The organism is Streptomyces brevispora, from assembly GCF_007829885.1.
Taxonomy (GTDB): Bacteria; Actinomycetota; Actinomycetes; order Streptomycetales; family Streptomycetaceae; genus Streptomyces; species Streptomyces brevispora.
Window position 1 is genome coordinate 4,740,606 of record NZ_VIWW01000001.1, and the last position, 20,971, is coordinate 4,761,576.

A 20,971-nucleotide genomic window follows, 5' to 3' on the forward strand; every position below is an offset into this window, starting at 1 on the left:
ACGATGGGGTGGTTGCTCGGGCAGAGCGGCCGCCCCATCGGTATTCAGTTGTATTCTGACTTCATGGCTGACACCACGATCAAGATCAGTGATGAGATAAGGGATCGAATCCGAGCGCTTGCGGAGGAGCGTGGCCTGAGTGCCCGTGCGTACGTGGAACGTCTGGTTTCCAGCGTTCCCACGGAGGATGAGCGGGCCGAACGGACGGCGAAGGCGATCGCGTACGTGCGTGCTCACTTCGGCACGGATCTCGGGCCGGACGATCTGGCCGCAGGCGAGGAGTGGCGACAGGCGATTGTTGCCCGACGTATCGGAAGTCGCCGGTGATCATTCTTGACCACACCGCCGTTGTGGCCCTCTGTCGAGGGCACCGGCTGCTGTCCTCGATTGTGGTCGTCGAAGTGGACGACGCGGAGCAGCGTGCCCATGTGCCAGCTCTGTGCCTGCTCGCGGCGAGTCTGGAACTGCCCGGCGCTGCCTCGCACGCAGGATCGCTACCGGGGCTGGAGTTCGTGCCACTCGACTGTGCCAGCACTGCCGCCGCGGAGCAGGCCATCGCGGCCGGTGTCGACTGGCGCCATGCTCACGCTGTCTATGCGGCCGTTTCCAGCGGAGTGGAGAGCCAGGTGCTCACCGCAGCTCCGGAGGTATATGAATCCACCGGCGTGTGGGCGGTCGACATCGGCAAGCCCTGAGCGTCGGTAGTGCCTGCGCGAGGGGGTCGGCAGCCAGCGGGCTGCCGACCCCTCTTCGTTCTCGCTACGGGGCGAGCGGCAAGACGTTTTCGATCCCCTGCTGCCCCGGGATGACTGCCGGTGATGTCGAGGCCGGCGTACCCGACTTCGTGGGCCCGAACATCAAGCTGGAGGACTGCGCGGTGCGCCGGTCGGAGACCACGATGCCACCGCGCCACTTTCCGACCCGGTCCTGGTAACGGAACTGGAGCTTCTTCAGCCGCTCCCCGGACTGCTCGCGCAGGGGTGCCTACGCGTTGTCGCAGTGCACGTTCCACGTCAGGTCGTTGAGGTAAGCGTGGCAAGCGATCGGGAACAGCAGGGACGACACCACGAGATCGGCAAGCTGTAGCAGGGTGTGTGTATCGCTGTGCCCGAAGACGGGCGATTCGATGATTCCGCGCAGCCCGTCCCCGCCCGTCCGGTACTTGCGCGTCGTCACGCAGTGGACATCGGGCGCGTTCTTCACCTTGGTCCGGCTGTCCAGGACCATCATTCCGCGGGAGTGCTCGTGGGCGAGCTGGGCCTGGAAGGTCTCGGTCAGAGAGCCCACGGAGGTCGGGTAGACGCCGGACTCGTTGAAGGCGAGTCCTTCCTCCTTGATCCAGACGCGGGCGAGGAGCCGCGTGTCGTGGCGTTCCAGTATGCCGAGCAGGGACGACAGCAGCTCCATGGCCGCGCGGTGCCAACTGTGGTTGCCCGCTCTGAGGTTCTTACGGACGTCAGCGCCCTTGATTTGGGCGGCCCTGTACGCGAGGAGCAAGGACAGTGGCCCGTGCCAAACTTCCGCCGTCCGTGAGGCAACGGTGCCTGGGAGAACTCTTCGGTGCGACGCAGTCTCGTATCAGCAATATCGAGGCCGGCGGCTATGCGGTAAGCGCCGAGCGGGTCAGGGCGCTGGCCAGACTGTACGAGTGCGCCGACGGCGAGTTGATCGATTGCAGCGAAGAGGCGCACCTGACAGTCTCGGTGATCCCCTTCGGGATGGGGACCTTTCCCGGCGCCGGTCACGGGATCGTCCAATTCGGTGGCCCGCTTCCGCGGCTGGACACTGTTCAACTGGATGCGGACCATGGCTCCGTGTTCGTCGACGGTGAGGCTCAGCTCGCCAAGTACCGAACGGTGCTGGACCGCATGGAGGCGTGTGCGCTCGGACCGCCGAAGTCCCGGGACCTCATCCTGCACGTCATGCGCTCACTCTGAGAGAAAGAGGAATCCCGTGGCCAACTTGGTCTGGCAGAAGTCGTCGTTCAGCGGCGAGGCTGCGAACTGCGTCAACGTGGCCGCTGCGCCCGACGGCACGCTCCGGTTGCGTGAGAGCGACGACCCGGATGTGATACTCGCGGCCACCCGGGCCGGCATGTCTGCGTTGGTCGCGTCGATCAAGGCGAATGGGAGCCTCGGGGTGCAGGCCGAGTGAGGACGTGACTGCGCTGCTGCAGCGCAGGAGCGGGTGTGCCGGAGTGGCTCTCGGGTGTCAGTGGGCGGAAGCAAGCTCGCGGGGTGATTACCGGTGAAGTGAAGAGCAAGGTGGGACGCGTTCTGGTCGGGGCATCGCCAATCCGCTGGAGGTGATGGAGGAGATCACGTACCTGCTCTTCATCAAGCGCCTGGACGAGCTCCAGACGGTCAAGGATCGCCGGGCAAACGCCACGGGCACACCTGACCCTGACCCGTTCTTCGACGAGGCCCAGCAGGACCTGCGCTGGCAGAACTTCAAGGTCCGCGACCCCGAGATCATGTGTCACCAGAATCTGCCGACCGTCCACAAGCTGCGTCACAACGAACAAATCACCGAAGACGACCTCGCCGGTCTGGAAGAGATCTTCCTTGCCGAGGCGGTGGCCTCGCCCGAGGATCTTGACGAGGTCCGGGCCGCGGGAGGTCTTGGTCTGTTCGTCCGCACCCTGTGCGGACTGGACCGGCAGGCGGCCCAGCGGGCATTCGAGAGCTTCATCGCAGGAATGCATTTGAGTGCCTCGCAGCTGGACTTCATCACGCTGATCGACGACGTGGTCACCAAGCGTGGTGTGCTCGACGTCGGGGACCTGTACGAAGTCGGCAGTCCCTTCCACGACCGCGCGCCCGGCGGTCCGGACGACCTGTTCTCCCTTGAGCAGATCGATGACCTCAAGATTGTCTTCATCGGCCTGCAAAGCACCGCGAAGCCCACCGGTCTCGCCGCGTAGCCGCGTACTCTCGGACGCATGCCGATCCGAGCTGTCCTCTGGGACATCGACGACACGATCTTTGACTATTCGGGCGCCGACCGCATCGGCATGCGCAAGCACCTCGAGGCCGAGGGCCTGCCCGGCGGGTATGCGTCCCACGAGCAGGCACTCGACGCGTGGAAGTCGATCACGGACGTGCACTGGGCGCGATTCGCCGCCGGGGAGACCGACTTTCAGGGGCAGCGGAGGGGGCGGGTCCGCTCGTTCCTCGGGCGAGGCCTCAGCGATGAGGAGGCCGACAGCTGGTTCGGCCGGCATGCGGCCCACTACGAGGCCGCCTGGTCGCTGTTCCCGGACACCGTGCCCGTGCTGGACCGGCTGGCAGGTGATTTCAGGCACGCCGTACTGTCGAATTCCAGCATCCACAGCCAGGACCGCAAGCTGCGCGAGCTCGGGGTGCGGGACCGCTTCGAGGCGGTGGTCTGCGCCGTTGAGCTGGGCGTCTCCAAGCCCGCCGCCGGGGCCTTCCACGCAGCCTGCCAGGCCCTCGCGCTCGATCCGCACGAGGTCGCCTACGTCGGGGACGAACCCGATATCGACGCCGCCGGTGCGGTGGCCGCCGGGCTGACCGGGATCTGGCTGGACCGGGGCGGCCGGGGCGGACGTCCGGAACTCGTCCGGATCACGGCCCTGGACCAGCTTCCCGGCCTGCTGGCGGGCGATACCCGTTTTGGAGCGCCGGACACCTTCGGGTAATGTTCTTCCTGCGCCGCCCGAACGGCCCGAAAGATCCGGTCGGGAAGCGCAGACAGAAGAGAGATCCCCATGGGGTTGCTTTTCAGTGGGCTATGGTGTAATTGGCAACACTACGGTTTCTGGTACCGTCATTCTAGGTTCGAGTCCTGGTAGCCCAGCGCAAGACAGCAAGTCGCAGTAATTAAGCCCCCGTTGTGTAGCGGCCTAGCACGCTGCCCTCTCACGGCAGTAGCGCCGGTTCGAATCCGGTCGGGGGTACAGATCCTTCCCGCGAGAACATTTGGGTCGCACCCACGCTCTCGATGCAGGATCGCTAGGGCCCCCGTTGTGTAGCGGCCTAGCACGCTGCCCTCTCACGGCAGTAGCGCCGGTTCGAATCCGGTCGGGGGTACTTGTAACACCATGGGCTATGGTGTAATTGGCAACACTACGGTTTCTGGTACCGTCATTCTAGGTTCGAGTCCTGGTAGCCCAGCGCAAGACAGCAAGTCGCAGTAATCAAGCCCCCGTTGTGTAGCGGCCTAGCACGCTGCCCTCTCACGGCAGTAGCGCCGGTTCGAATCCGGTCGGGGGTACAACAGAGCGCAAGACAGTGGCCCTTCACTCCGGTGAGGGGCTTTCTGCTTGTGTACGCGGGCCGTTCGACCCGGCCGGGCTCAGAGCCCGAACCGCCGCGCGGACTCCTCCTCCTGGGCCTGTCGGCGCAGGGAGGCCAGCAGCGGTTCGTACAGGACCGCGGAGGCGACCGCCTTCTCCACCTGCTCCGCCTCCGACGGATACGTTTCCATCATGTCCAGGTCGCGGACCGCCACTTGATGCGTGAGCCGCGCCTGCTCCACCAGGTAGTCGCCCTCGCAGGGATAGCCGAGACGGATGAGCGTGGCCAGCGACGCCACCACGGACCGGTGGACGGGGGAGAGCGAACCGATCTCCTGAGCGGTGGTCCACCCCAACCGGCCCAGGAGCCGCTCCACTTCGTCCCGGGCGAGCGCGGTTTCCGGTGCCTCCTCGTCCGGTTCCGGGCCGTGCGGGAGCGCCCAGAGGGCGGCGCCCAGTCGGATCGTCCGGCCCAGCGACTCGTCGTCGACGTACTTCAGCACCTCGCGGGCCGTGGCGACCGGGAGGCGGCCGACCTGGAGCAGTACGCGTACGCGGCGGCGCCCGACATGTTCCACCGCAAGGCGTGGGCGATGATCAACCGCAAGGAGACGAAGTCCCGTCAGCGCGTGGGGCTGTGGCACGAGACCTACATGGTGCCCGAGGGCGGCTACGAGTCCATCTACGCCGACATGCCGGCGTACGGGCTGGCCGCGGCGACCGGGATGCTGCCGATCGAGGGGCGGGGGCGCAGGGCGGCGGAGCGCCTCGCGCACCGTTCACCGGCGAAGTGAGGTTCTGAAGGGGCCGCCACGGCGCTGGGGCGGCCGGTTTCCGGAAGGGTGGGGCCGGCGGGTCAGCCGGTGCGGCGCAGGGCCTCGCTCAGCCGGGCCGCCGAGTCGATGATGGCCTGGGCGTGCATCCGGCCCGGGTGGCGGGTCAGCCGCTCGATGGGCCCGGAGACGGAGACCGCCGCGACCACCCGGTTCGAGGGACCGCGCACCGGCGCGGAGACCGAGGCGACGCCCGGTTCCCGCTCGCCGATCGACTGGGCCCAGCCCCGGCGGCGTACGCCGGAGAGTGCCGTCGCGGTGAAGCGGGCGCCCTGGAGGCCGCGGTGCAGGCGCTCCGGCTCCTCCCAGGCCATCAGGATCTGGGCGGACGATCCCGCCTTCATGGTGAGCGTGGAGCCGACCGGCACGGTGTCCCGCAGGCCGGACAGCCGCTCCGCCGCCGCCACGCAGATCCGCATGTCGCCCTGCCGGCGATAGAGCTGGGCGCTCTCGCCGGTGATGTCGCGCAGGTGGGTGAGCACCGGTCCCGCCGTTGCCAGCAGCCGGTCCTCGCCCGCCGCGGCCGCGAGTTCCGACAGCCGGGGGCCGAGGATGAAGCGGCCCTGCATGTCCCTCGCCACCATGCGGTGGTGTTCCAGTGCCACGGCCAGCCGGTGAGCCGTGGGTCGTGCGAGCCCGGTCGCAGCGACCAACCCGGCGAGGGTGGCCGGACCGGACTCCAGGGCGCTCAAGACCAGAGCTGCCTTGTCGAGAACGCCGACGCCGCTAGAGTTGTCCATACGACGATACTCGCGTCTCACTCTGTGAAACGCAAGTTCAATATTCCAGGGAAGTTGCGAACCTGTACGGACGGCCCCACAACGGCCCGTAGCCACCGCCCCGCACGGGGGTCCGGACAGTGGCGCACCGAATCTCTAGTTGGGCCGGCGACGAAGCCGGCCGGAGGGAAAGCGATGGGTAGGACACTCGCGGAGAAGGTTTGGGACGACCATGTCGTCCGGCGCGCCGAAGGTGAGCCCGACCTCCTCTTCATCGATCTGCACCTGCTGCACGAGGTGACCAGCCCGCAGGCCTTCGACGGTCTGCGGCAGGCCGGACGCCCGGTGCGGCGCCTCGACCTCACCATCGCCACCGAGGATCACAACACCCCGACCCTCGACATCGACAAGCCGATCGCCGACCCGGTCTCCCGCGCGCAACTGGAGACCCTGCGCAAGAACTGCGCGGAGTTCGGCGTCCGGCTGCACCCGCTGGGCGACGTCGAGCAGGGCGTCGTGCACGTGGTCGGCCCGCAGCTGGGGCTGACCCAGCCCGGCACCACGGTCGTATGTGGCGATTCCCACACTTCCACGCACGGTGCCTTCGGTGCGCTGGCGTTCGGTATCGGCACCAGCCAGGTCGAGCACGTACTGGCCACCCAGACGCTGCCGCTGGCCCGCCCGAAGACGATGGCGATCACCGTCGAGGGCGAACTGCCCGACAGCGTCACCGCCAAGGACCTGATCCTCGCGATCATCGCGCGGATCGGCACCGGCGGCGGCCAGGGCTACATCCTCGAATACCGCGGCTCCGCCATCGAGAAGCTCTCGATGGAAGCCCGGATGACCATCTGCAACATGTCGATCGAGGCCGGTGCGCGGGCAGGCATGATCGCCCCCGACCGGACCACCTTCGACTATCTGCAGGGCCGCGACCACGCCCCGCAGGGCGAGGACTGGGACGCCGCGGTGGCGTACTGGAAGACGCTGCGGACCGACGACGACGCGGTCTTCGACGCCGAGGTGGTCATCGAGGCCGCCGAACTGGCCCCGTTCGTCACCTGGGGCACCAACCCCGGCCAGGGCGCGCCCCTGTCGGCCAACGTCCCCGACCCTGCTTCGTACGAGGACGCGTCGGAGCGCAACGCCGCCGAAAAGGCCCTGGAGTACATGGGGTTGACCGCCGGGCAGCCGCTGCGCGAGATCAACGTCGACACCGTCTTCGTAGGTTCCTGCACCAACGGCCGGATCGAGGACCTGCGCAACGCGGCCGCGATCATGGACGGCCGCAAAGTCGCCGACGGTGTACGGATGCTGGTCGTCCCCGGCTCCGTCCGGGTCGCCCTGCAGGCCGTCGAGGAGGGCCTGGACAAGGTCTTCAAGACCGCCGGCGCCGAATGGCGGCACGCGGGTTGCTCGATGTGCCTCGGCATGAACCCCGACCAGCTGGCCCCCGGCGAGCGCTCCGCCTCCACCTCGAACCGCAACTTCGAGGGCCGGCAGGGCAAGGGCGGCCGTACGCACCTGGTCTCCCCGCAGGTCGCCGCCGCCACCGCCGTGCTGGGCCACCTGGCCTCGCCGGCCGACCTGTCCGACGACCGCACGTCCGCCGGAGTCTGAGAATCATGGAAGCTTTCATCGCGCACACCGGCCGGGCCGTCCCGCTGCGCCGCAGCAACGTCGACACCGACCAGATCATCCCCGCCCACTGGCTGAAGAAGGTCACCCGGGACGGCTTCGAGGACGGGCTCTTCGAGGCCTGGCGCAAGGACGAGAACTTCGTCCTCAACCGCCCGGAGCGCAAGGGCGCCTCGGTGCTGGTGGCCGGTCCGGACTTCGGTACCGGGTCGTCCCGCGAGCACGCCGTCTGGGCCCTGCAGAACTTCGGCTTCAAGGCCGTCATCTCCTCCCGGTTCGCCGACATCTTCCGCGGCAACTCGCTGAAGAACGGGCTGTTGACCGTGGTCCTGGACCAGCAGGTCGTCGACGCCCTGTGGGAGCTGACCGAGGCCGACCCGACAGCCGAGATCACGGTCGACCTGGAGAAGCGGCAGGTCCTCGCCGAAGGCATCGCCGCCGACTTCGAACTCGACGAGAACGCCCGCTGGCGGCTGCTGAACGGGCTGGACGACATCAGCCTCACCCTGCAGAACGAAGCGGACATCTCGGCTTACGAGGCGACCAGGCCGGCCCACAAGCCACGTACAATTAACGCCTGAGCAGCGTCTTTCCAGTACTGCGCCCCCTGCCGTCCGGTAGGGGGCGCAGTCGCTTGTTGAGACCCCGTCGGGCGACAACTCGCCCCAGATGGCACAATCGGTGCATGGAACGCGACAGCCAACTCAAGCTTTACGGCCAAGTCGCCGACCGATTGAAGGAAGCGCACTCACGAGTGCGTGCACTGCAAGTCCCGGAGGGCGTACGGATGGCGCTGTCCCGGAAGCTGCTGGTCGTCACGGCCGCGGCGAAGCACGATCTCCCAGACGCGGCAAGGCGTCTGGACCGGTTGATGAAGGACCTCGATGAGGGCCGATTCCCCGAAGGTGACTGACTCTGCGGAACTGCGCAGCGGTCGACTTCGTTGCGGCACTAGGGTGATTAGCCCGTTTCGTGTTTGATTTGCGGTATATATCTGCCTAACGTGCGAAAAAGCTTGAACACTTTCGTTCTGGCTATGTCTCCGAAGGGGAAGACGTGAACAAGGCGCAGCTCGTAGAAGCGATTGCCGACAAGGTCGGCGGCCGTCAGCAGGCCGCAGACGCCGTCGATGCGGTGCTCGACGCGATCGTTCGTGCAGTTGTCGCAGGTGACCGCGTTTCGGTCACCGGCTTCGGCTCGTTCGAGAAGGTCGACCGTCCGGCCCGCTACGCCCGCAACCCGCAGACGGGTGAGCGCGTACGGGTCAAGAAGACCTCGGTGCCGCGTTTCCGTGCGGGACAGGGCTTCAAGGACCTGGTGAGCGGCTCGAAGAAGCTCCCCAAGAACGATGTGGCCGTGAAGAAGGCGCCCAAGGGCAGCCTCTCGGGCGGTTCTTCCACCCGCACGACGGCCAAGGCGGCCGCCAAGAAGGCCACCGCGAAGAAGGCCACCGCCAAGAAGACCGTGGCAGCGGCGAAGAAGACCACGGCCCCCGCGAAGAAGACCACCGCCAAGAAGGCGTCCGTGGCGGTGAAGAAGACCACGGCGGCCGCGAAGAAGGCGACCCCCGCGGCGGCGAAGAAGACGGCGACGGCGGCGAAGAAGGCCGTCGCGAGCAAGACCGCGCCCGCCAAGAAGACCACGGCGAAGAAGGCGCCCGCGAAGAAGACCACGGCGCGCAAGACCACGGCCAAGAAGGCCACCGCACGGAAGAAGTGAGACCGAGCAGCACAGGGCTCCTCACACGCGCCGGGCCGGGCTCCCCTCGGGGAGCCCGGCCCGCGGGCTGTTCCGGCCCGCTCCGGGCGGCGCGAGGGGGCTCAGAAGGTCTGCAGCGTCACCAGGGTGATCCGCAGCCCGGCGCCCTCGCCCGGGCCCTCGATCCGCACCCGCTGACCCGGACGCAGCAGCCGCAGGCCGCCGGCGTCGAAGGCGGCGGCGTCGAAGTCCACCGGGGTGCCGTCGTCGAGCAGCACGCTGCCGGTGCGCGTCTCGGGGTCGTACGTGTACGAGGTCGCCTGCATGAACGGCAGCCTATCGGTCCCGCGCCGGGACTCCCGCGGCCCAGCGCCCCGCCGTGTACGGGCCCACACCCAGGGCCAGCGCGGCCCGCAGGTCGTCGCCGGTGTCCACGTCCTGGCGCACCGAATCGATGCCGGAGAGCGTGATTTCCGCGGCGCCGGACGCGAGATGCCGGGCCCGCGACAGCCCGCCGAAATTCGGGTGCAATTCCACTCCTGTCCCTGCGGACAGAAATGTCGTTCCGATTCCCGCCGCATCGGTCACAAATGCCCGGGGAAAAGCGACTGAGAAATCGAGCACCCGGGTCAATTCCGTGTGACGCAGTGCGGGCAGATCGGCGTTCAGCACGGCGACGGCCGCTCCGGGCCGGGCCGCCCGCACCGCCCGTGCACCGTGCGCGAGGGCCGCGTTGAGCCCGGCGGCGGGGGAGTCGGCCACGATGCGGGCACCGAGAGCCGCCAGCGCGGCGCCGGCCCTCGTGTCGTCCGTGACGACCACCACATCGCGGACGGCCCGGCAGGCCAGCGCGGCGTGCACGGTGTCCTGGGCGAAGGCCAGAGCGAGTCGGGGCCGCAACAGGGCGCCCGACGAGGGCGTCAGCCTGCTCTTGGCCACCGCCAGGGGCTTCAACGGGACGACCAGGGACCAGCGGCCGGTCGGGTCGGTGTTCGTGGCGGTCTCCCCCTCGATACGCATAGCCACCCATTCTCGCCTGTCGGTACGACAACCCGGGGGGTCGGTCCCGAAGGTGAGGCGTACGGTGTTCTCGACAGAGCAGGGGCCTGGGGCGAGACTTGACCGTCGGTAGTCAGGCAGTACAGCCCCGTGGTCAGGTCCGTGGAGAGCAGCACGGCTCCACAGCCAGTTCCGTAGCGAAAGGTGTTCGGGTGTCCCGCCGTAGAATCGGCTTCTGGTACCGCTTGGCAGCGGCCATCGCAAAACCGCCGCTGGTGGTTCTGTTCAAGCGCGACTGGCGGGGAATGGAACACATTCCGGCCGACGGCGGATTTATCACTGCGGTCAATCACAACTCGTATCTGGACCCGCTCTCGTACGGGCACTTCCAGTACAACACCGGCCGGGTGCCGCGGCTTCTCGCCAAGGCGGGGCTCTTCAAGACCCCCTTCGTCGGGATGATGCTGCGTGGCACCGGCCAGATTCCCGTGTACCGCGAGACCACCAACGCGCTGGACGCCTTCAGGGCCGCCGTCGACGCCATCGAGCGCGGCGAATGCGTCGCCTTCTACCCGGAGGGCACCCTCACCCGTGACCCCGAGATGTGGCCGATGGGCGGCAAGACCGGCGCCGCCCGCGTCGCGTTGATGACCAGGGCTCCGGTCATCCCCGTCGCCCAGTGGGGTGCCAACCTGGCGATGCCGCCCTACGCCACGGACAGGAAGCTGCGGCTGTTGCCCCGCAAGACCCTCACGGTCCAGGCCGGTCCGCCCGTCGACCTCTCCCGGTTCTACGACAAGGAGCCGACGCCCGAGTTGCTGCGCGAGGCGACCGAGGTCATCATGCTCGCGATCACCGAGCAGTTGGCGGACGTACGCGGACAGCAGGCCCCCAACGAGCTCTACGACCACCGCAAGGCCCGCGCGGAACAGCGGCGCAAGTCCGAAGGAGAGGGACTCAAGTGACGCACCCCGTAAAGGCAGCCGTCTTCGGAACCGGCTCATGGGGTACGGCCTTCGCCATGGTTCTCGCCGACGCGGGCTGTGAGGTCACCCTCTGGGGACGCCGCCCCGAGGTGGCCGAGGTCGTCAACAGGACCCGTACCAACCCCGACTACCTGCCGGGCATCGAACTCCCCGCGTCGGTCCGGGCCACCACCGACGCCGCCGAGGCACTGCGCGGCGCCGACTTCGCCGTGCTCGTCGTGCCCTCCCAGACGCTGCGCGCCAACCTCGCCGACTGGACTCCGCACCTGGAGTCGAAGACGGTGCTGGTCTCCCTGATGAAGGGCGTCGAACTCGGCACCGCGAAGCGGATGAGCGAGGTCATCCAGGACGTGACGAAGGTCTCCGCCGACCGCATCGCCGTCATCACCGGACCCAACCTCGCCAAGGAGATCGCCGAACGCCGCCCCGCCGCGGCCGTCGTCGCCTGCCCGGACGAGTCGGTGGCGCGCCGCCTCCAGGCCGCCTGCCACACCCCGTACTTCCGCCCGTACACCAACACCGACGTGGTCGGCTGCGAACTCGGCGGCGCCGTCAAGAACGTCATCGGGCTGGCCGTCGGCATCGCCGACGGCATGGGGCTCGGCGACAACACCAAGGGGTCGCTCATCACCCGCGGTCTCGCCGAGACCACCCGTCTGGGGCTGGCCATGGGCGCCGATCCGCTGACCTTCTCCGGACTCGCCGGACTCGGCGACCTGGTGGCGACCTGCTCGTCGCCGCTCTCGCGCAACCACACCTTCGGCGTTAACCTCGGCCGCGGCATGACCCTTCAGGAGACCATCGCGGTCACCAAGCAGACCGCGGAGGGCGTCAAGTCCTGTGAATCGGTGCTCGATCTGGCACGCAGGTACGGCGTCGAGATGCCCCTCACCGAAACCGTCGTCGGCATCGTCCACGAGGGCAAGCCCCCGATGGTCGCGCTCAAGGAGCTGATGTCGCGCAGCGCCAAGGCCGAGCGGCACTGAGGGACCGTCGGGCGACCGGCGGTCGGTTCACCCGCCGGACGGGACCGGCGACGCTGCCGCGACCGGTACCAGCAGGTACGCTCATCGCGATATGAGCAGCGAGAACCTCCCCCAGAGCACGGAGCAGCAGCTCCGCAAGCCGCGTGTTGCCGTCGTGTTCGGCGGCCGCAGCTCCGAACACGGCATTTCGGTGGTCACGGCCGGTGCCGTCCTGAACGCCATCGACCGGACGAAGTACGACGTCCTGCCGATCGGCATCACGACGGACGGCCGCTGGGCGCTCACCGCCGACGATCCCGAACGCATGGCCATCACGGACCGCAAGATGCCGGACGTGGCCCAGCTCGCCGAGTCCGACGAGGGCGGCGTGGTGCTCTCCGTCGACCCCGGCAGCCGCGAAGTGGTCTACAGCGAACCCGGCTCGGTCCCCAAGGCGCTCGGCGAGGTCGACGTCGTCTTCCCCGTCCTGCACGGCCCCTACGGCGAGGACGGCACGCTCCAGGGCCTCCTGGAGCTCTCCGGAGTGCCGTACGTCGGCGCCGGCGTCCTCGCCTCGGCGGTCGGCCAGGACAAGGAGTACATGAAGCGCGTCTTCACCTCGTTCGGGCTGCCCGTCGGCCCGTACCTCGTCGTGCGCCCCCGCGAGTGGGACCTGGACCCCCAGGCCGCCCGCAAGCGCATCGTGGAGTTCGCCGGCGACCACGGCTGGCCGCTCTTCGTGAAGCCGGCCCGGGCCGGCTCGTCGATCGGCATCACCAAGATCGACGACCTCTCCGGCCTCGACGAGGCGATCGAGGAGGCCCGCCGCCACGACCCCAAGTTCCTTGTCGAGTCGCTGCTGCGGGGCCGCGAGATCGAGTGCGGGGTGCTGGAGTTCGAGGACGGACCGCGCGCCAGCGTGCCGGCCGAGATCCCGCCCGTCACCGCACACGACTTCTACGACTTCGAGGCCAAGTACATCGACTCGGCGCCCGGGATCGTGCCCGCCCCGCTCACCGAGGAGCAGACCGCCGAGGTCCAGCGGCTCGCCGTCGAGGCCTTCGAGGCGGCGTCCTGCGAGGGCCTGGTGCGCGCCGACTTCTTCCTCACCGAGGACAGCGGATTCGTCATCAACGAGATCAACACCCTGCCGGGCTTCACCCCGATCTCCATGTACCCGCGGATGTGGCAGGAGAGCGGTGTCAGCTACCAGCAGCTGGTGGACCGGCTCATCCAGGCGGCGTTGAACCGGCCGACCGGACTGCGCTGACCGTCTGCGCCGACCCCGACCGACGGCAGGGGCGTGTGCTCCGCACCGGAGCACACGCCCTACAGCCTGTTGGGAATCGTCTTCTTCACCGCCGGGGCGAAGGCCGCCAGCGGACTCGCGTCATGCGCGTACGCCACCGACAACGTCACCTCGACATACGCCTTGCGGTACGTCGTCGTGAAACGCGGCCTGCCGTCCTGCTGCTGCTCCAGCATCCAGTTGACCCCGTTCGCGTCGATCGCCTTCGACTGGGCGTCGTCCATCTTCGCGGGGCGCGGAACACCGCAGCGCAGTACGATCTCCCCGTCCCCCCACCCAGCGGTCAGGTTCGAGCCGGTCCCGGAACCACTGCGCTCCTGACCGGCGACGGAACTCGGCAGCTCCTTGTGCAACGCACGGCAGTAGGCTGCGGCTTCCGACGACGGGGTGGGATCCGTGACCGGCGCCGAGGCGTCATCGGCGGAGCAGCCCGCCGCGGCCATGAGCATCAGGGCAGCGGACGGACCGAGGAACACGGGGCGGGTAAGCCGGCGGCGGACAGACGTCACCGGCCCAGCTTAGACGGGGGTTACAGGTGCACGACCGGGCAGGTCAGGGTTCTGGTGATGCCGTCCACTTGCTGCACCTTGGCAACGACCATGCGTCCGAGTTCATCGACCGTGTCGGCCCGCGCGCGCACGATCACATCGTAGGGACCGGTTACGTCCTCCGCGTGGATCACTCCCGGGATTTTGGCGATGGTCTCGGCGACTGTCGACGCCTTGCCCACCTCGGTCTGAATAAGGATGTACGCCTGTACCACGGAACCTCCAGGGCGGCCACGAGGATCATGTGGGGGAAAGGGACGCCACGGTATCGCGTTGGCGTGGGCCGCGGGGAGACCTGCGGGCCGGATGACACCCGCAGCGTGGCGTGCGGAACACACAAGTTGACGTATCTCTTGACAGTACCGACAGCAGTGACCGCCCGCGACCGCAAGCTCAGCGGTGCGGACGGGGGACGCGCATGCCCGTGACCACCAGGACGGACCGCCCCCCGGGGCAGGTCCACGCCCCGGGCGCCGGCAGGCCGCTTAAGCAGGCCGGACGCCCGTCCGGCGCGATAGATGAGGGGTGAAACTCGGTGAAGGGAACCGTGGGCGAGTTGGGGGAGTTCGGGCTCATCAGAGAGCTGACGTCCCGGCTCACCACCACTCCGGCGGTACGGATCGGGCCCGGCGACGACGCCGCGGTCGTGACCGCTCCCGACCGCAGGGTCGTGGCCAGTACCGACATCCTGCTGGAGGGGCGGCACTTCCGGCGTGACTGGTCGACGGCGTACGACGTCGGCCGCAAGGCCGCCGCACAGAACCTCGCCGACATCGCCGCCATGGGCGCCGTGCCCACCGCGCTGCTCCTCGGCCTGGTCGTCCCCGCCGAACTCCCCGTGACCTGGGCCGGGGAGCTCATGGACGGCATCCGCGACGAGTGCCAGGTCGCCGGGGCGGCCGTGGTCGGCGGCGATGTGGTGCGCGGCGACACCATCACCGTCGCGATCACCGCGCTCGGCGATCTGCGCAATCACGAGCCCGTCACCAGGGGCGGCGCCCAGCCCGGCGACGTCGTCGCCGTCACCGGCTGGCTCGGCTGGTCCGCCGCCGGATACGCCGTGCTCTCCCGCGGCTTCCGCTCGCCCCGCGCCTTCGTCGAGGCCCACCGGCGGCCCGAACCGCCGTACCACGCCGGTCCCGCGGCCGCCGGGCTCGGCGCCACCGCGATGACCGACGTCAGCGACGGGCTCGTCGCCGACCTCGGGCACATCGCCGAGGCGAGCAAGGTCAGCATCGACCTGCGCTCAGGACGCATCGACATCCCGTCCCAGATGTCCGACATCGGGCAGGCCGTCGGTGTGGACCCCCTTCAGTGGGTGCTGACCGGGGGAGAGGACCACGCGATCGTCGCGACGTTCCCGCCCGACGTGAAGCTGCCGGCCCGCTGGAAGGTGATCGGCGAGGTCCTCCACCCCTCGGCGCTGCCCCAGGTGACGGTCGACGGGGCGCCCTGGACCAGCAAGAGCGGCTGGGACCACTTCGGGGACATCGAGGACGCCCCGTAGATTGCGGCGTATGCCCCTACCCTCCGCCGTACTTCCCCGTGTGCTCACCGTCGCCGGATCCGACTCCGGCGGCGGTGCCGGCATCCAGGCCGACCTGAAGACGATGCTGGCGCTCGGTGTGCACGGCATGAGCGTGCTGACCGCCGTCACCGCCCAGAACTCGCTGGGCGTGCAGGGCTCCTGGGAACTGCCCGCGGAAGCCGTACGCGCCCAGTACCGCAGCGTGGTGGACGACATGGGCGTGAACGCGGTCAAGACCGGCATGCTGTCCTCTGCCGTCCTCGTGGAGACCGTCGCCGCACTGATCGCCGCGACGGACGCCCCGGCCGTCGTGGACCCGGTGGGCGTCTCCAAGCACGGCGATCCGCTGCTCGCCGACGAGGCGCTGGATTCGGTACGCACGAAGCTGCTGCCCGTCGCGACCGTGGCGACCCCGAATCTCGACGAAGTGGCTCAGATCACGGGCGTGACGGTCACCGACGAGGCCGGGATGCGGCGGGCCGCGGCCACGATGCTCGGCCATGGGCCCCGCTGGGTGGTCATCAAGGGCGGTCATCTGCCGGGCGACCCCGTGGACCTGCTGACGGACGGCTCCGAGGAGCACTGGCTGCGCGCCCCCCGCCACGACAACCGCCACACACACGGCACCGGGTGCACCCTCGCCTCCGCGATCGCCTGCGGACTGGCCCGCGGCCAGGACGTGCCCACGGCGGTACGGGCCGCGAAGTCCTACGTCACCGGGGCCATCGCGGCGGGCTTCCCGCTGGGCGCGGGGATCGGCCCGGTCGACCACGGGTGGCGGCTGCGGAGCACCGGCCGCCGGCCCCGCCCCGCCTGAGCACAGCAAAAAGCCGGTCCACCGAGGTGGACCGGCTTTTTGGGCAACCGGTAAGGCTGCGCTACGACGGGAACGTCAGCGCGCGACCTTGCCGGCCTTGATGCACGAGGTGCAGACGTTGAGCCGCTTCGGCGTCCGCCCGACCACGGCACGCACGCGCTGGATGTTGGGATTCCAGCGACGGGACGTACGGCGGTGCGAGTGCGAAATGCTGTTGCCGAAGCTCGGCCCCTTGCCGCAAACGTCGCAGTTGGCAGCCACGGGTCACTCCAAAACTTCAGATGCACTTACAGTGAATTCCGGCACGCCGGATTCAATGACTGAAGTGGCGGTACCGGGGGAATGTCCCGACTCTCATCGGGCAACCGAAGCAGCATACAACGGCTGCGTCGGAGATACGAAACTACCATGGGATCCACTACTGCCCGCCCCGCCCCTGACCCCGCCGGAGCCGCCGAGCGGGGCTACCCTGCGGTGCAGCCCGCCGCCCCCAGGCCCCGTTCCGAGGAGGACCATCAGGTGCCGCAGACCGCCGACGACCTGGACGCCGTCGCGGTGCGTACCTGGTGCTCACTGGCGCTGGACGCACTCGGCCGGGAGCGCGAGGCGATCGACGCGATCAACGTGTATCCCGTCGCCGACGGGGACACCGGCACCAACCTCTATCTGACCGTGGAATCCGCGGCGGGCGCCGTCGAGGCGGTGTTCGCCGCCCATGAGACCGGCACCTCGGTGCCCTCCACCGCCGACGCGGTACGCGCCATGGCGCACGGGGCGCTGATCGGGGCCCGCGGCAACTCCGGCACGATCCTGGCCCAGTTGCTGCGCGGCATGGCCGGGGTACTGGCCGAGGAGGCCGGTGCGCGGGGCGGTACGGACCGGCTGCGCCTCGCACTGACCCGGGCCGCGCTCTCGGCGCGCGAGGCCGTCGCCCACCCCGTCGAGGGCACGGTCCTGACCGTGGCCACCGCGGCCGCCGAAGCCGCGGGGCGTGCGGCGGCCGGCGCCGGTACGGCCGTGGTGGCACAGGCGGCGTACGAAGGGGCGCGCACCGCCCTGGAGGCGACGCCCGGCCAGCTCGCCGTGCTCGGCCGGGCAGGTGTCGTGGACGCCGGGGGCCGGGGGCTGGTGGCGGTCCTCGGGGCGCTGGTCGAGGCGGTCTCGGGACGGGCGCCGGTGCGGGTGTACGAGGCGCCGGCCTCGCCCGTTCCGGTCGCCGCCGCTGCCGATGACTGCCCCGCGGCGGACACCCCGGAGGGCGGGCCGGCCTTCGAGGTCATCTATCTGCTGGAGGCCGGGGACGAGGCTGTGGAGCGGCTGCGGACCCGGCTCGACGACCTGGGCGACTCCCTCGTGGTGGTGGGGGGCGACGGGCTCTGGAACGTCCATGTACACGTCGACGACGCGGGTGCGGCGGTGGAGGCCGGGGTCGAGGCCGGGCGGCCGTACCGCATCCGGATCACCCACTTCGCCGCGGACCGGGTGCACACCCGCCCCGAACCCGCCCAGCGCGCCGTCGTCGTCGTGGTCCCGGGCGACGGGCTCGGCGGCCTGTGCGCGGAGGCCGGGGCGACGACGGTGCTCGCGCGCCCCGGGGAACCGCCGGCCAGCGGCGAACTGGTCGACGCGATCCGCCGCGCCCACGCCCGCGAGGTGGTGCTCCTGCCCAACGACGGGGACCTGCGCCACACGGCCGCGGCCGCCGCGGAACAGGCCCGGACCGAGGGCATCAGGGTCGCCCTGATCCCGACCAGGGCCGCCGTCCAGGGCATCGCTGCCCTGGCCGTCCACGAACCGGACCGCAGCTTCGACGAGGACGTGGTCGCGATGACCGCGGCGGCCGGCGCCACCCGGTACGCCGAACTGGCCGTCGCCGAGCGGCAGTCCTGGACCATGGCGGGGATCTGCCAGGCCGGCGACATCCTGGGCCTGATCGACGGCGATGTGGCCGTCATCGGCGACAACGTCCCGGAGACGGCCCGCAACGTCCTGGACCGGATGCTGGCGGCCGGCGGCGAACTGGTCACCCTGGTCCTGGGCGAGGACGTCCCCGACACGCTGGCCGGCACACTGGAGGAACACGTCCGGGAGGGCTACCTGGCGGTGGACACCGTGGTGTACCGCGGCGGCCACCAGTGCGCTCCGCTGCTGATCGGGGTGGAGTAGCGGGCCCCCTGCTCCCCGTACGCCCGCACCGAAGCCGCCTCCGCCCGTTGTATGTCCGCCGTAGCGTCCGCGCCCGCGCGTGGGAGAGAGCCGGTCCCGGGGTCGCGAGCAGGATTGTGACCAGGACTTCTCGGCGGCTCGGTGGTGCCCGGCGGACAACTGTCAGTGGCGTGGTGTGCAATGGATCGCGTGTCTGCGTTCGACGAACCCCTCAAGAAGCTGCTCGGCGGCGCCACCGCGAAGGTGATGGCCGAGCACCTCGACCTGCACACGGTCGGCGATCTGCTGCATCACTACCCGCGGCGGTACGAGGAGCGCGGCCGTCTCACGGCCATGACCGACCTCCCGCTCGACGAGCACGTGACGGTCGTCGCCCAGGTCGCCGACGCCCGCGTCATGGCGTTCAACAACGGCCGGGGCAAGCGCCTCGAAGTGACCCTCACCGACGGCCACGGCCGGCTCCAGCTGGTCTTCTTCGGCCACGGAGTCCACAAGCCGCACAAGGAACTGCTGCCGGGCCGGCGCGCCATGTTCGCCGGCAAGGTCTCCGTCTTCAACCGGAAGATGCAGCTGGCCCACCCCACCTACCAACTGCTCGACGCGGAGACCACCGACGAGGCCGGGGCGACCGAGGCCGTGGACGCCTTCGCCGGCCGGCTGCTGCCGATCTACCCGGCCTGCAAGCAACTCGACTCCTGGCGGATCGCCAAGGCGGTCGACGCGGTGCTGCCGAGCGCCCAGGAAGCCGTCGACCCACTGCCGCCCGCGCTGCGCGAGGGCCGCGGGTTCACCGCGCTGCCCGAGGCGCTGCTGAAGATCCACCGGCCGCAGACCAAGGCCGACATCGCGGCGGCCAAGGGCCGGCTGAAGTGGGACGAGGCCTTCGTCCTCCAGGTCGCACTGGCCCGCCGCAGATACGCGGACACCCAGCTGCCGGCCGCCGCCCGCAGACCCGTTCCCGGCGGGCTGCTCGACGCGTTCGACGCCGAACTGCCGTTCACCCTCACCGACGGCCAGCTCAAGGTCTCCAAGGAGATCTTCGACGACCTGGCGACCGAACATCCGATGCACCGGCTGCTCCAGGGCGAGGTCGGCAGCGGGAAGACCCTGGTCGCGCTGCGCGCCATGCTCGCCGTCGTCGACGCGGGCGGGCAGGCCGCGATGCTCGCGCCCACCGAGGTGCTCGCCCAGCAGCACCACCGGTCCATCACCGAGATGATGGGCGAGCTCGCCGAGAACTGGGGGCTGTGGCGCGAAGCGCCTCTCGACGAGGGGCGGCGGTCGGGCGACGGGCGGGCGCTCGGCGGGTCCGACCGGGGCACCAAGGTCGTCCTGCTCACCGGTTCCATGGGCATGCCCGCCCGCCGCCGGGCGCTCCTCGACCTGGTCACCGGCGAGGCCGGGATCGTGATCGGCACCCATGCGCTGATCGAGGACAAGGTGCAGTTCCACGAGCTGGGGCTGGTCGTCGTCGACGAGCAGCACCGCTTCGGGGTGGAACAGCGCGACGCCCTGCGCTCCAAGGGGAAGCAACCGCCGCATCTGCTCGTCATGACCGCCACCCCCATTCCCCGTACGGTCGCCATGACCGTCTTCGGTGACCTGGAGACCTCCGTCCTGGACCAGCTGCCGGCCGGCCGTTCGCCGATCGCCAGCCATGTCGTCCCCGCCAAGGACAAGCCGCACTTCCTCAGCCGCGCCTGGGAACGGGTCCGTGAGGAGGTGGAGAACGGGCACCAGGCGTACGTGGTCTGCCCCCGGATCGGTGACGACGAGGACGAGGTGGCCGGGAAGAAGGGGAAGAAGGACGCCGAACAGGAGGGGGACAAGCGCCCGCCGCTCGCCGTCCTGGACACCGCCGAACAGCTCGCCAAGGGGCCGCTGACCGGTCTGCGCGTCGAGGTTCTGCACGGCAGGATGCACCCCGACGACAAGGACGACGTGATGCGCCGCTTCGCCGCCGGCCAGGTCGACGTCCTGGTGGCCACCACGGTCATCGAGGTCGGGGTCAACGTCCCCAACGCCACCGCGATGGTGATCATGGACGCCGACCGGTTCGGCGTCTCCCAGCTGCACCAGCTGCGCGGCCGGGTCGGCCGTGGCTCCGCCCCCGGACTCTGCCTGCTGGTCAGCGAGGCCCACGAGGCGAGCCCCGCCCGCGCCCGGCTCTCCGCCGTGGCCGCCACCCTCGACGGGTTCGAGCTGTCCCGGATCGACCTGGAGGAACGCCGCGAGGGCGACGTCCTCGGCCAGGCCCAGTCCGGGGTCCGCTCCTCGCTGCGGGTGCTCAGCGTCATCGACGACGAGGAGGTCATCGCGGCCGCCCGTGAGGAGGCCGTCAAGGTCGTCGCCGCCGATCCGGACCTGGAGCACCTGCCGGAGCTGCGCCTCGCACTGGACGCGCTGCTCGACAAGGACCGCGAGGAGTACCTCGACAAGGGCTGACGTGCGGGGGCGCGGCCACTGCGGGCGCCCCGGTCTCCCCGACGTCATATCGTGGGTGGCAC

At 69.6% G+C, this 20,971-nt stretch carries 25 protein-coding genes, 5 tRNA genes and 1 pseudogene; 23 read left to right on the plus strand and 8 right to left on the minus strand.

The features are described 5' to 3' along the window. Nucleotides 1-63: 63 nt before the first annotated feature. Together FHX80_RS22060 and FHX80_RS22065 are read left to right on the plus strand one after the other, a co-directional pair. On the plus strand, nt 64-327 hold the full coding sequence (locus FHX80_RS22060) for a hypothetical protein (protein WP_145765780.1): 264 nt from the start codon (nt 64-66) through the stop codon (nt 325-327). After that, the gene (locus tag FHX80_RS22065) at nt 324-695 is read left to right on the plus strand and encodes a PIN domain-containing protein (RefSeq protein WP_145765781.1); all 372 of its coding nucleotides are present in this window, start codon (nt 324-326) and stop codon (nt 693-695) included. The genes FHX80_RS22060 and FHX80_RS22065 overlap by 4 nt, the downstream gene beginning before the upstream one ends. A gap of 289 nt (nt 696-984) precedes the next feature. Here FHX80_RS22065 and FHX80_RS35860 read toward each other — a convergent pair whose 3' ends face one another. Then, entirely contained in the window at nt 985-1,407 is a 423-nt protein-coding gene (locus tag FHX80_RS35860) for a DUF3800 domain-containing protein (RefSeq protein ID WP_244318374.1), read from the minus strand. Between the two features lie 95 nt (nt 1,408-1,502). Between FHX80_RS35860 and FHX80_RS22075 the strand changes: the two genes are divergently transcribed. The 9 genes from FHX80_RS22075 (at nt 1,503) to FHX80_RS22115 (ending at nt 4,236) form a co-directional block, all read left to right on the plus strand. After that, entirely contained in the window at nt 1,503-1,937 is a 435-nt protein-coding gene (locus FHX80_RS22075; RefSeq protein WP_145765782.1) for a helix-turn-helix domain-containing protein, read from the plus strand. A 16-nt stretch (nt 1,938-1,953) separates the two neighbouring features. Beyond that, nucleotides 1,954-2,154, plus strand: a complete 201-nt coding sequence (locus FHX80_RS22080; protein WP_145765783.1) for a DUF397 domain-containing protein — start codon at nt 1,954-1,956, stop codon at nt 2,152-2,154. Between the two features lie 154 nt (nt 2,155-2,308). Beyond that, entirely contained in the window at nt 2,309-2,923 is a 615-nt protein-coding gene (locus tag FHX80_RS22085) for a type I restriction-modification enzyme R subunit C-terminal domain-containing protein (protein ID WP_167523597.1), read from the plus strand. 18 nt (nt 2,924-2,941) lie between these two features. Continuing rightward, complete coding sequence (locus FHX80_RS22090) at nt 2,942-3,661, plus strand: HAD family hydrolase (protein ID WP_145765784.1); 720 nt, start codon at nt 2,942-2,944, stop codon at nt 3,659-3,661. Nucleotides 3,662-3,747: 86 nt separating this feature from the next. Further along, nucleotides 3,748-3,819 (plus strand) — tRNA-Gln (locus FHX80_RS22095). 27 nt (nt 3,820-3,846) lie between these two features. Continuing rightward, nucleotides 3,847-3,919, plus strand: a tRNA-Glu gene (locus tag FHX80_RS22100). A gap of 60 nt (nt 3,920-3,979) precedes the next feature. After that, nucleotides 3,980-4,052: transfer RNA gene (locus FHX80_RS22105), tRNA-Glu, on the plus strand. Nucleotides 4,053-4,064: 12 nt separating this feature from the next. Continuing rightward, a tRNA-Gln gene (locus FHX80_RS22110) sits at nt 4,065-4,136 on the plus strand. A gap of 27 nt (nt 4,137-4,163) precedes the next feature. Beyond that, nucleotides 4,164-4,236: transfer RNA gene (locus tag FHX80_RS22115), tRNA-Glu, on the plus strand. Between the two features lie 81 nt (nt 4,237-4,317). On the opposite strand, the gene FHX80_RS35865 is transcribed toward FHX80_RS22115, so the two are convergent. After that, nucleotides 4,318-4,836 (minus strand): transcriptional regulator, encoded by a 519-nt coding sequence (locus tag FHX80_RS35865; RefSeq protein ID WP_244318376.1) that lies wholly within the window; start codon nt 4,834-4,836, stop codon nt 4,318-4,320. Here FHX80_RS35865 and FHX80_RS35870 point away from each other — a divergent pair. After that, a pseudogene (locus tag FHX80_RS35870) lies at nt 4,804-5,052 on the plus strand (monooxygenase family protein); the annotation flags it as partial. The gene FHX80_RS35865 and the pseudogene FHX80_RS35870 sit on opposite strands and share 33 nt — an antisense overlap. A 62-nt stretch (nt 5,053-5,114) precedes the next feature. Here FHX80_RS35870 and ndgR read toward each other — a convergent pair. Further along, complete coding sequence (gene ndgR / locus FHX80_RS22130; protein WP_024490257.1) at nt 5,115-5,831, minus strand: IclR family transcriptional regulator NdgR; 717 nt, start codon at nt 5,829-5,831, stop codon at nt 5,115-5,117. Nucleotides 5,832-6,005: 174 nt separating this feature from the next. On the opposite strand from ndgR, the gene leuC reads away from it, so the two are divergent. From leuC to FHX80_RS22150, 4 genes are all read left to right on the plus strand, one after another. Further along, a complete protein-coding gene (leuC, locus tag FHX80_RS22135) occupies nt 6,006-7,430 on the plus strand; it encodes a 3-isopropylmalate dehydratase large subunit (RefSeq protein ID WP_145765787.1) in 1,425 nt (474 codons plus the stop codon). Between the two features lie 5 nt (nt 7,431-7,435). Next, nucleotides 7,436-8,029, plus strand: coding sequence for a 3-isopropylmalate dehydratase small subunit (gene leuD, locus FHX80_RS22140; RefSeq protein ID WP_145765788.1), 594 nt, complete (start codon nt 7,436-7,438; stop codon nt 8,027-8,029). A gap of 104 nt (nt 8,030-8,133) precedes the next feature. Next, nucleotides 8,134-8,361, plus strand: coding sequence for an SCO5555 family protein (locus tag FHX80_RS22145; protein WP_145765789.1), 228 nt, complete (start codon nt 8,134-8,136; stop codon nt 8,359-8,361). Between the two features lie 143 nt (nt 8,362-8,504). After that, nucleotides 8,505-9,167 (plus strand): HU family DNA-binding protein, encoded by a 663-nt coding sequence (locus FHX80_RS22150; protein ID WP_145765790.1) that lies wholly within the window; start codon nt 8,505-8,507, stop codon nt 9,165-9,167. Between the two features lie 101 nt (nt 9,168-9,268). Here the strand turns inward: FHX80_RS22150 and FHX80_RS22155 are convergent, their stop codons facing one another. Beyond that, nucleotides 9,269-9,472, minus strand: coding sequence for a hypothetical protein (locus tag FHX80_RS22155; protein ID WP_145765791.1), 204 nt, complete (start codon nt 9,470-9,472; stop codon nt 9,269-9,271). 10 nt (nt 9,473-9,482) lie between these two features. Beyond that, entirely contained in the window at nt 9,483-10,166 is a 684-nt protein-coding gene (gene cofC / locus FHX80_RS22160; RefSeq protein WP_145765792.1) for a 2-phospho-L-lactate guanylyltransferase, read from the minus strand. 191 nt (nt 10,167-10,357) lie between these two features. Here cofC and FHX80_RS22165 point away from each other — a divergent pair, with 191 nt between their 5' ends. The 3 genes from FHX80_RS22165 (at nt 10,358) to FHX80_RS22175 (ending at nt 13,366) form a co-directional block, all read left to right on the plus strand. Then, the gene (locus tag FHX80_RS22165; RefSeq protein WP_145765793.1) at nt 10,358-11,110 is read left to right on the plus strand and encodes a lysophospholipid acyltransferase family protein; all 753 of its coding nucleotides are present in this window, start codon (nt 10,358-10,360) and stop codon (nt 11,108-11,110) included. Then, a complete protein-coding gene (locus FHX80_RS22170; protein ID WP_145765794.1) occupies nt 11,107-12,117 on the plus strand; it encodes an NAD(P)H-dependent glycerol-3-phosphate dehydrogenase in 1,011 nt (336 codons plus the stop codon). The genes FHX80_RS22165 and FHX80_RS22170 overlap by 4 nt, the downstream gene beginning before the upstream one ends. A gap of 91 nt (nt 12,118-12,208) precedes the next feature. Next, nucleotides 12,209-13,366, plus strand: a complete 1,158-nt coding sequence (locus FHX80_RS22175; RefSeq protein WP_145765795.1) for a D-alanine--D-alanine ligase family protein — start codon at nt 12,209-12,211, stop codon at nt 13,364-13,366. 59 nt (nt 13,367-13,425) lie between these two features. On the opposite strand, the gene FHX80_RS22180 is transcribed toward FHX80_RS22175, so the two are convergent. Together FHX80_RS22180 and FHX80_RS22185 are read right to left on the minus strand one after the other, a co-directional pair. Beyond that, complete coding sequence (locus FHX80_RS22180; protein WP_244318378.1) at nt 13,426-13,914, minus strand: DUF3515 domain-containing protein; 489 nt, start codon at nt 13,912-13,914, stop codon at nt 13,426-13,428. A gap of 20 nt (nt 13,915-13,934) precedes the next feature. Then, on the minus strand, nt 13,935-14,168 hold the full coding sequence (locus tag FHX80_RS22185; protein WP_145765796.1) for an Lrp/AsnC family transcriptional regulator: 234 nt from the start codon (nt 14,166-14,168) through the stop codon (nt 13,935-13,937). A 320-nt stretch (nt 14,169-14,488) separates the two neighbouring features. On the opposite strand from FHX80_RS22185, the gene FHX80_RS22190 reads away from it, so the two are divergent. Further along, a complete protein-coding gene (locus FHX80_RS22190; protein WP_145765797.1) occupies nt 14,489-15,460 on the plus strand; it encodes a thiamine-phosphate kinase in 972 nt (323 codons plus the stop codon). A 10-nt stretch (nt 15,461-15,470) separates the two neighbouring features. Continuing rightward, nucleotides 15,471-16,298, plus strand: coding sequence for a bifunctional hydroxymethylpyrimidine kinase/phosphomethylpyrimidine kinase (gene thiD, locus FHX80_RS22195; RefSeq protein ID WP_145765798.1), 828 nt, complete (start codon nt 15,471-15,473; stop codon nt 16,296-16,298). Between the two features lie 75 nt (nt 16,299-16,373). Here the strand turns inward: thiD and rpmB are convergent, their stop codons facing one another. Further along, nucleotides 16,374-16,559, minus strand: coding sequence for a 50S ribosomal protein L28 (rpmB, locus tag FHX80_RS22200; protein WP_003965989.1), 186 nt, complete (start codon nt 16,557-16,559; stop codon nt 16,374-16,376). 258 nt (nt 16,560-16,817) lie between these two features. On the opposite strand from rpmB, the gene FHX80_RS22205 reads away from it, so the two are divergent. Together FHX80_RS22205 and recG are read left to right on the plus strand one after the other, a co-directional pair. Continuing rightward, a complete protein-coding gene (locus FHX80_RS22205) occupies nt 16,818-18,464 on the plus strand; it encodes a DAK2 domain-containing protein (RefSeq protein WP_145767432.1) in 1,647 nt (548 codons plus the stop codon). 180 nt (nt 18,465-18,644) lie between these two features. Then, nucleotides 18,645-20,909 carry an ATP-dependent DNA helicase RecG gene (gene recG / locus FHX80_RS22210; RefSeq protein WP_145765799.1) on the plus strand — a complete coding sequence of 755 codons (2,265 nt, stop codon included), beginning with the start codon at nt 18,645-18,647 and terminating at the stop codon, nt 20,907-20,909. Nucleotides 20,910-20,971 lie beyond the last annotated feature (62 nt).

Coding starts and splice junctions, on each gene's coding strand:
- FHX80_RS22060 (WP_145765780.1), top strand. CDS start 64: ATGGCTGACACCACGATCAAGATCAGTGATGAGATAAGGGATCGAATC.
- FHX80_RS35860 (WP_244318374.1), bottom strand. CDS start 1,407: ATGGAGCTGCTGTCGTCCCTGCTCGGCATACTGGAACGCCACGACACG.
- FHX80_RS22085 (WP_167523597.1), top strand. CDS start 2,309: ATGGAGGAGATCACGTACCTGCTCTTCATCAAGCGCCTGGACGAGCTC.
- FHX80_RS22090 (WP_145765784.1), top strand. CDS start 2,942: ATGCCGATCCGAGCTGTCCTCTGGGACATCGACGACACGATCTTTGAC.
- ndgR (WP_024490257.1), bottom strand. CDS start 5,831: ATGGACAACTCTAGCGGCGTCGGCGTTCTCGACAAGGCAGCTCTGGTC.
- leuC (WP_145765787.1), top strand. CDS start 6,006: ATGGGTAGGACACTCGCGGAGAAGGTTTGGGACGACCATGTCGTCCGG.
- leuD (WP_145765788.1), top strand. CDS start 7,436: ATGGAAGCTTTCATCGCGCACACCGGCCGGGCCGTCCCGCTGCGCCGC.
- FHX80_RS22145 (WP_145765789.1), top strand. CDS start 8,134: ATGGAACGCGACAGCCAACTCAAGCTTTACGGCCAAGTCGCCGACCGA.
- FHX80_RS22155 (WP_145765791.1), bottom strand. CDS start 9,472: ATGCAGGCGACCTCGTACACGTACGACCCCGAGACGCGCACCGGCAGC.
- cofC (WP_145765792.1), bottom strand. CDS start 10,166: ATGCGTATCGAGGGGGAGACCGCCACGAACACCGACCCGACCGGCCGC.
- FHX80_RS22175 (WP_145765795.1), top strand. CDS start 12,209: ATGAGCAGCGAGAACCTCCCCCAGAGCACGGAGCAGCAGCTCCGCAAG.
- thiD (WP_145765798.1), top strand. CDS start 15,471: ATGCCCCTACCCTCCGCCGTACTTCCCCGTGTGCTCACCGTCGCCGGA.
- recG (WP_145765799.1), top strand. CDS start 18,645: ATGGATCGCGTGTCTGCGTTCGACGAACCCCTCAAGAAGCTGCTCGGC.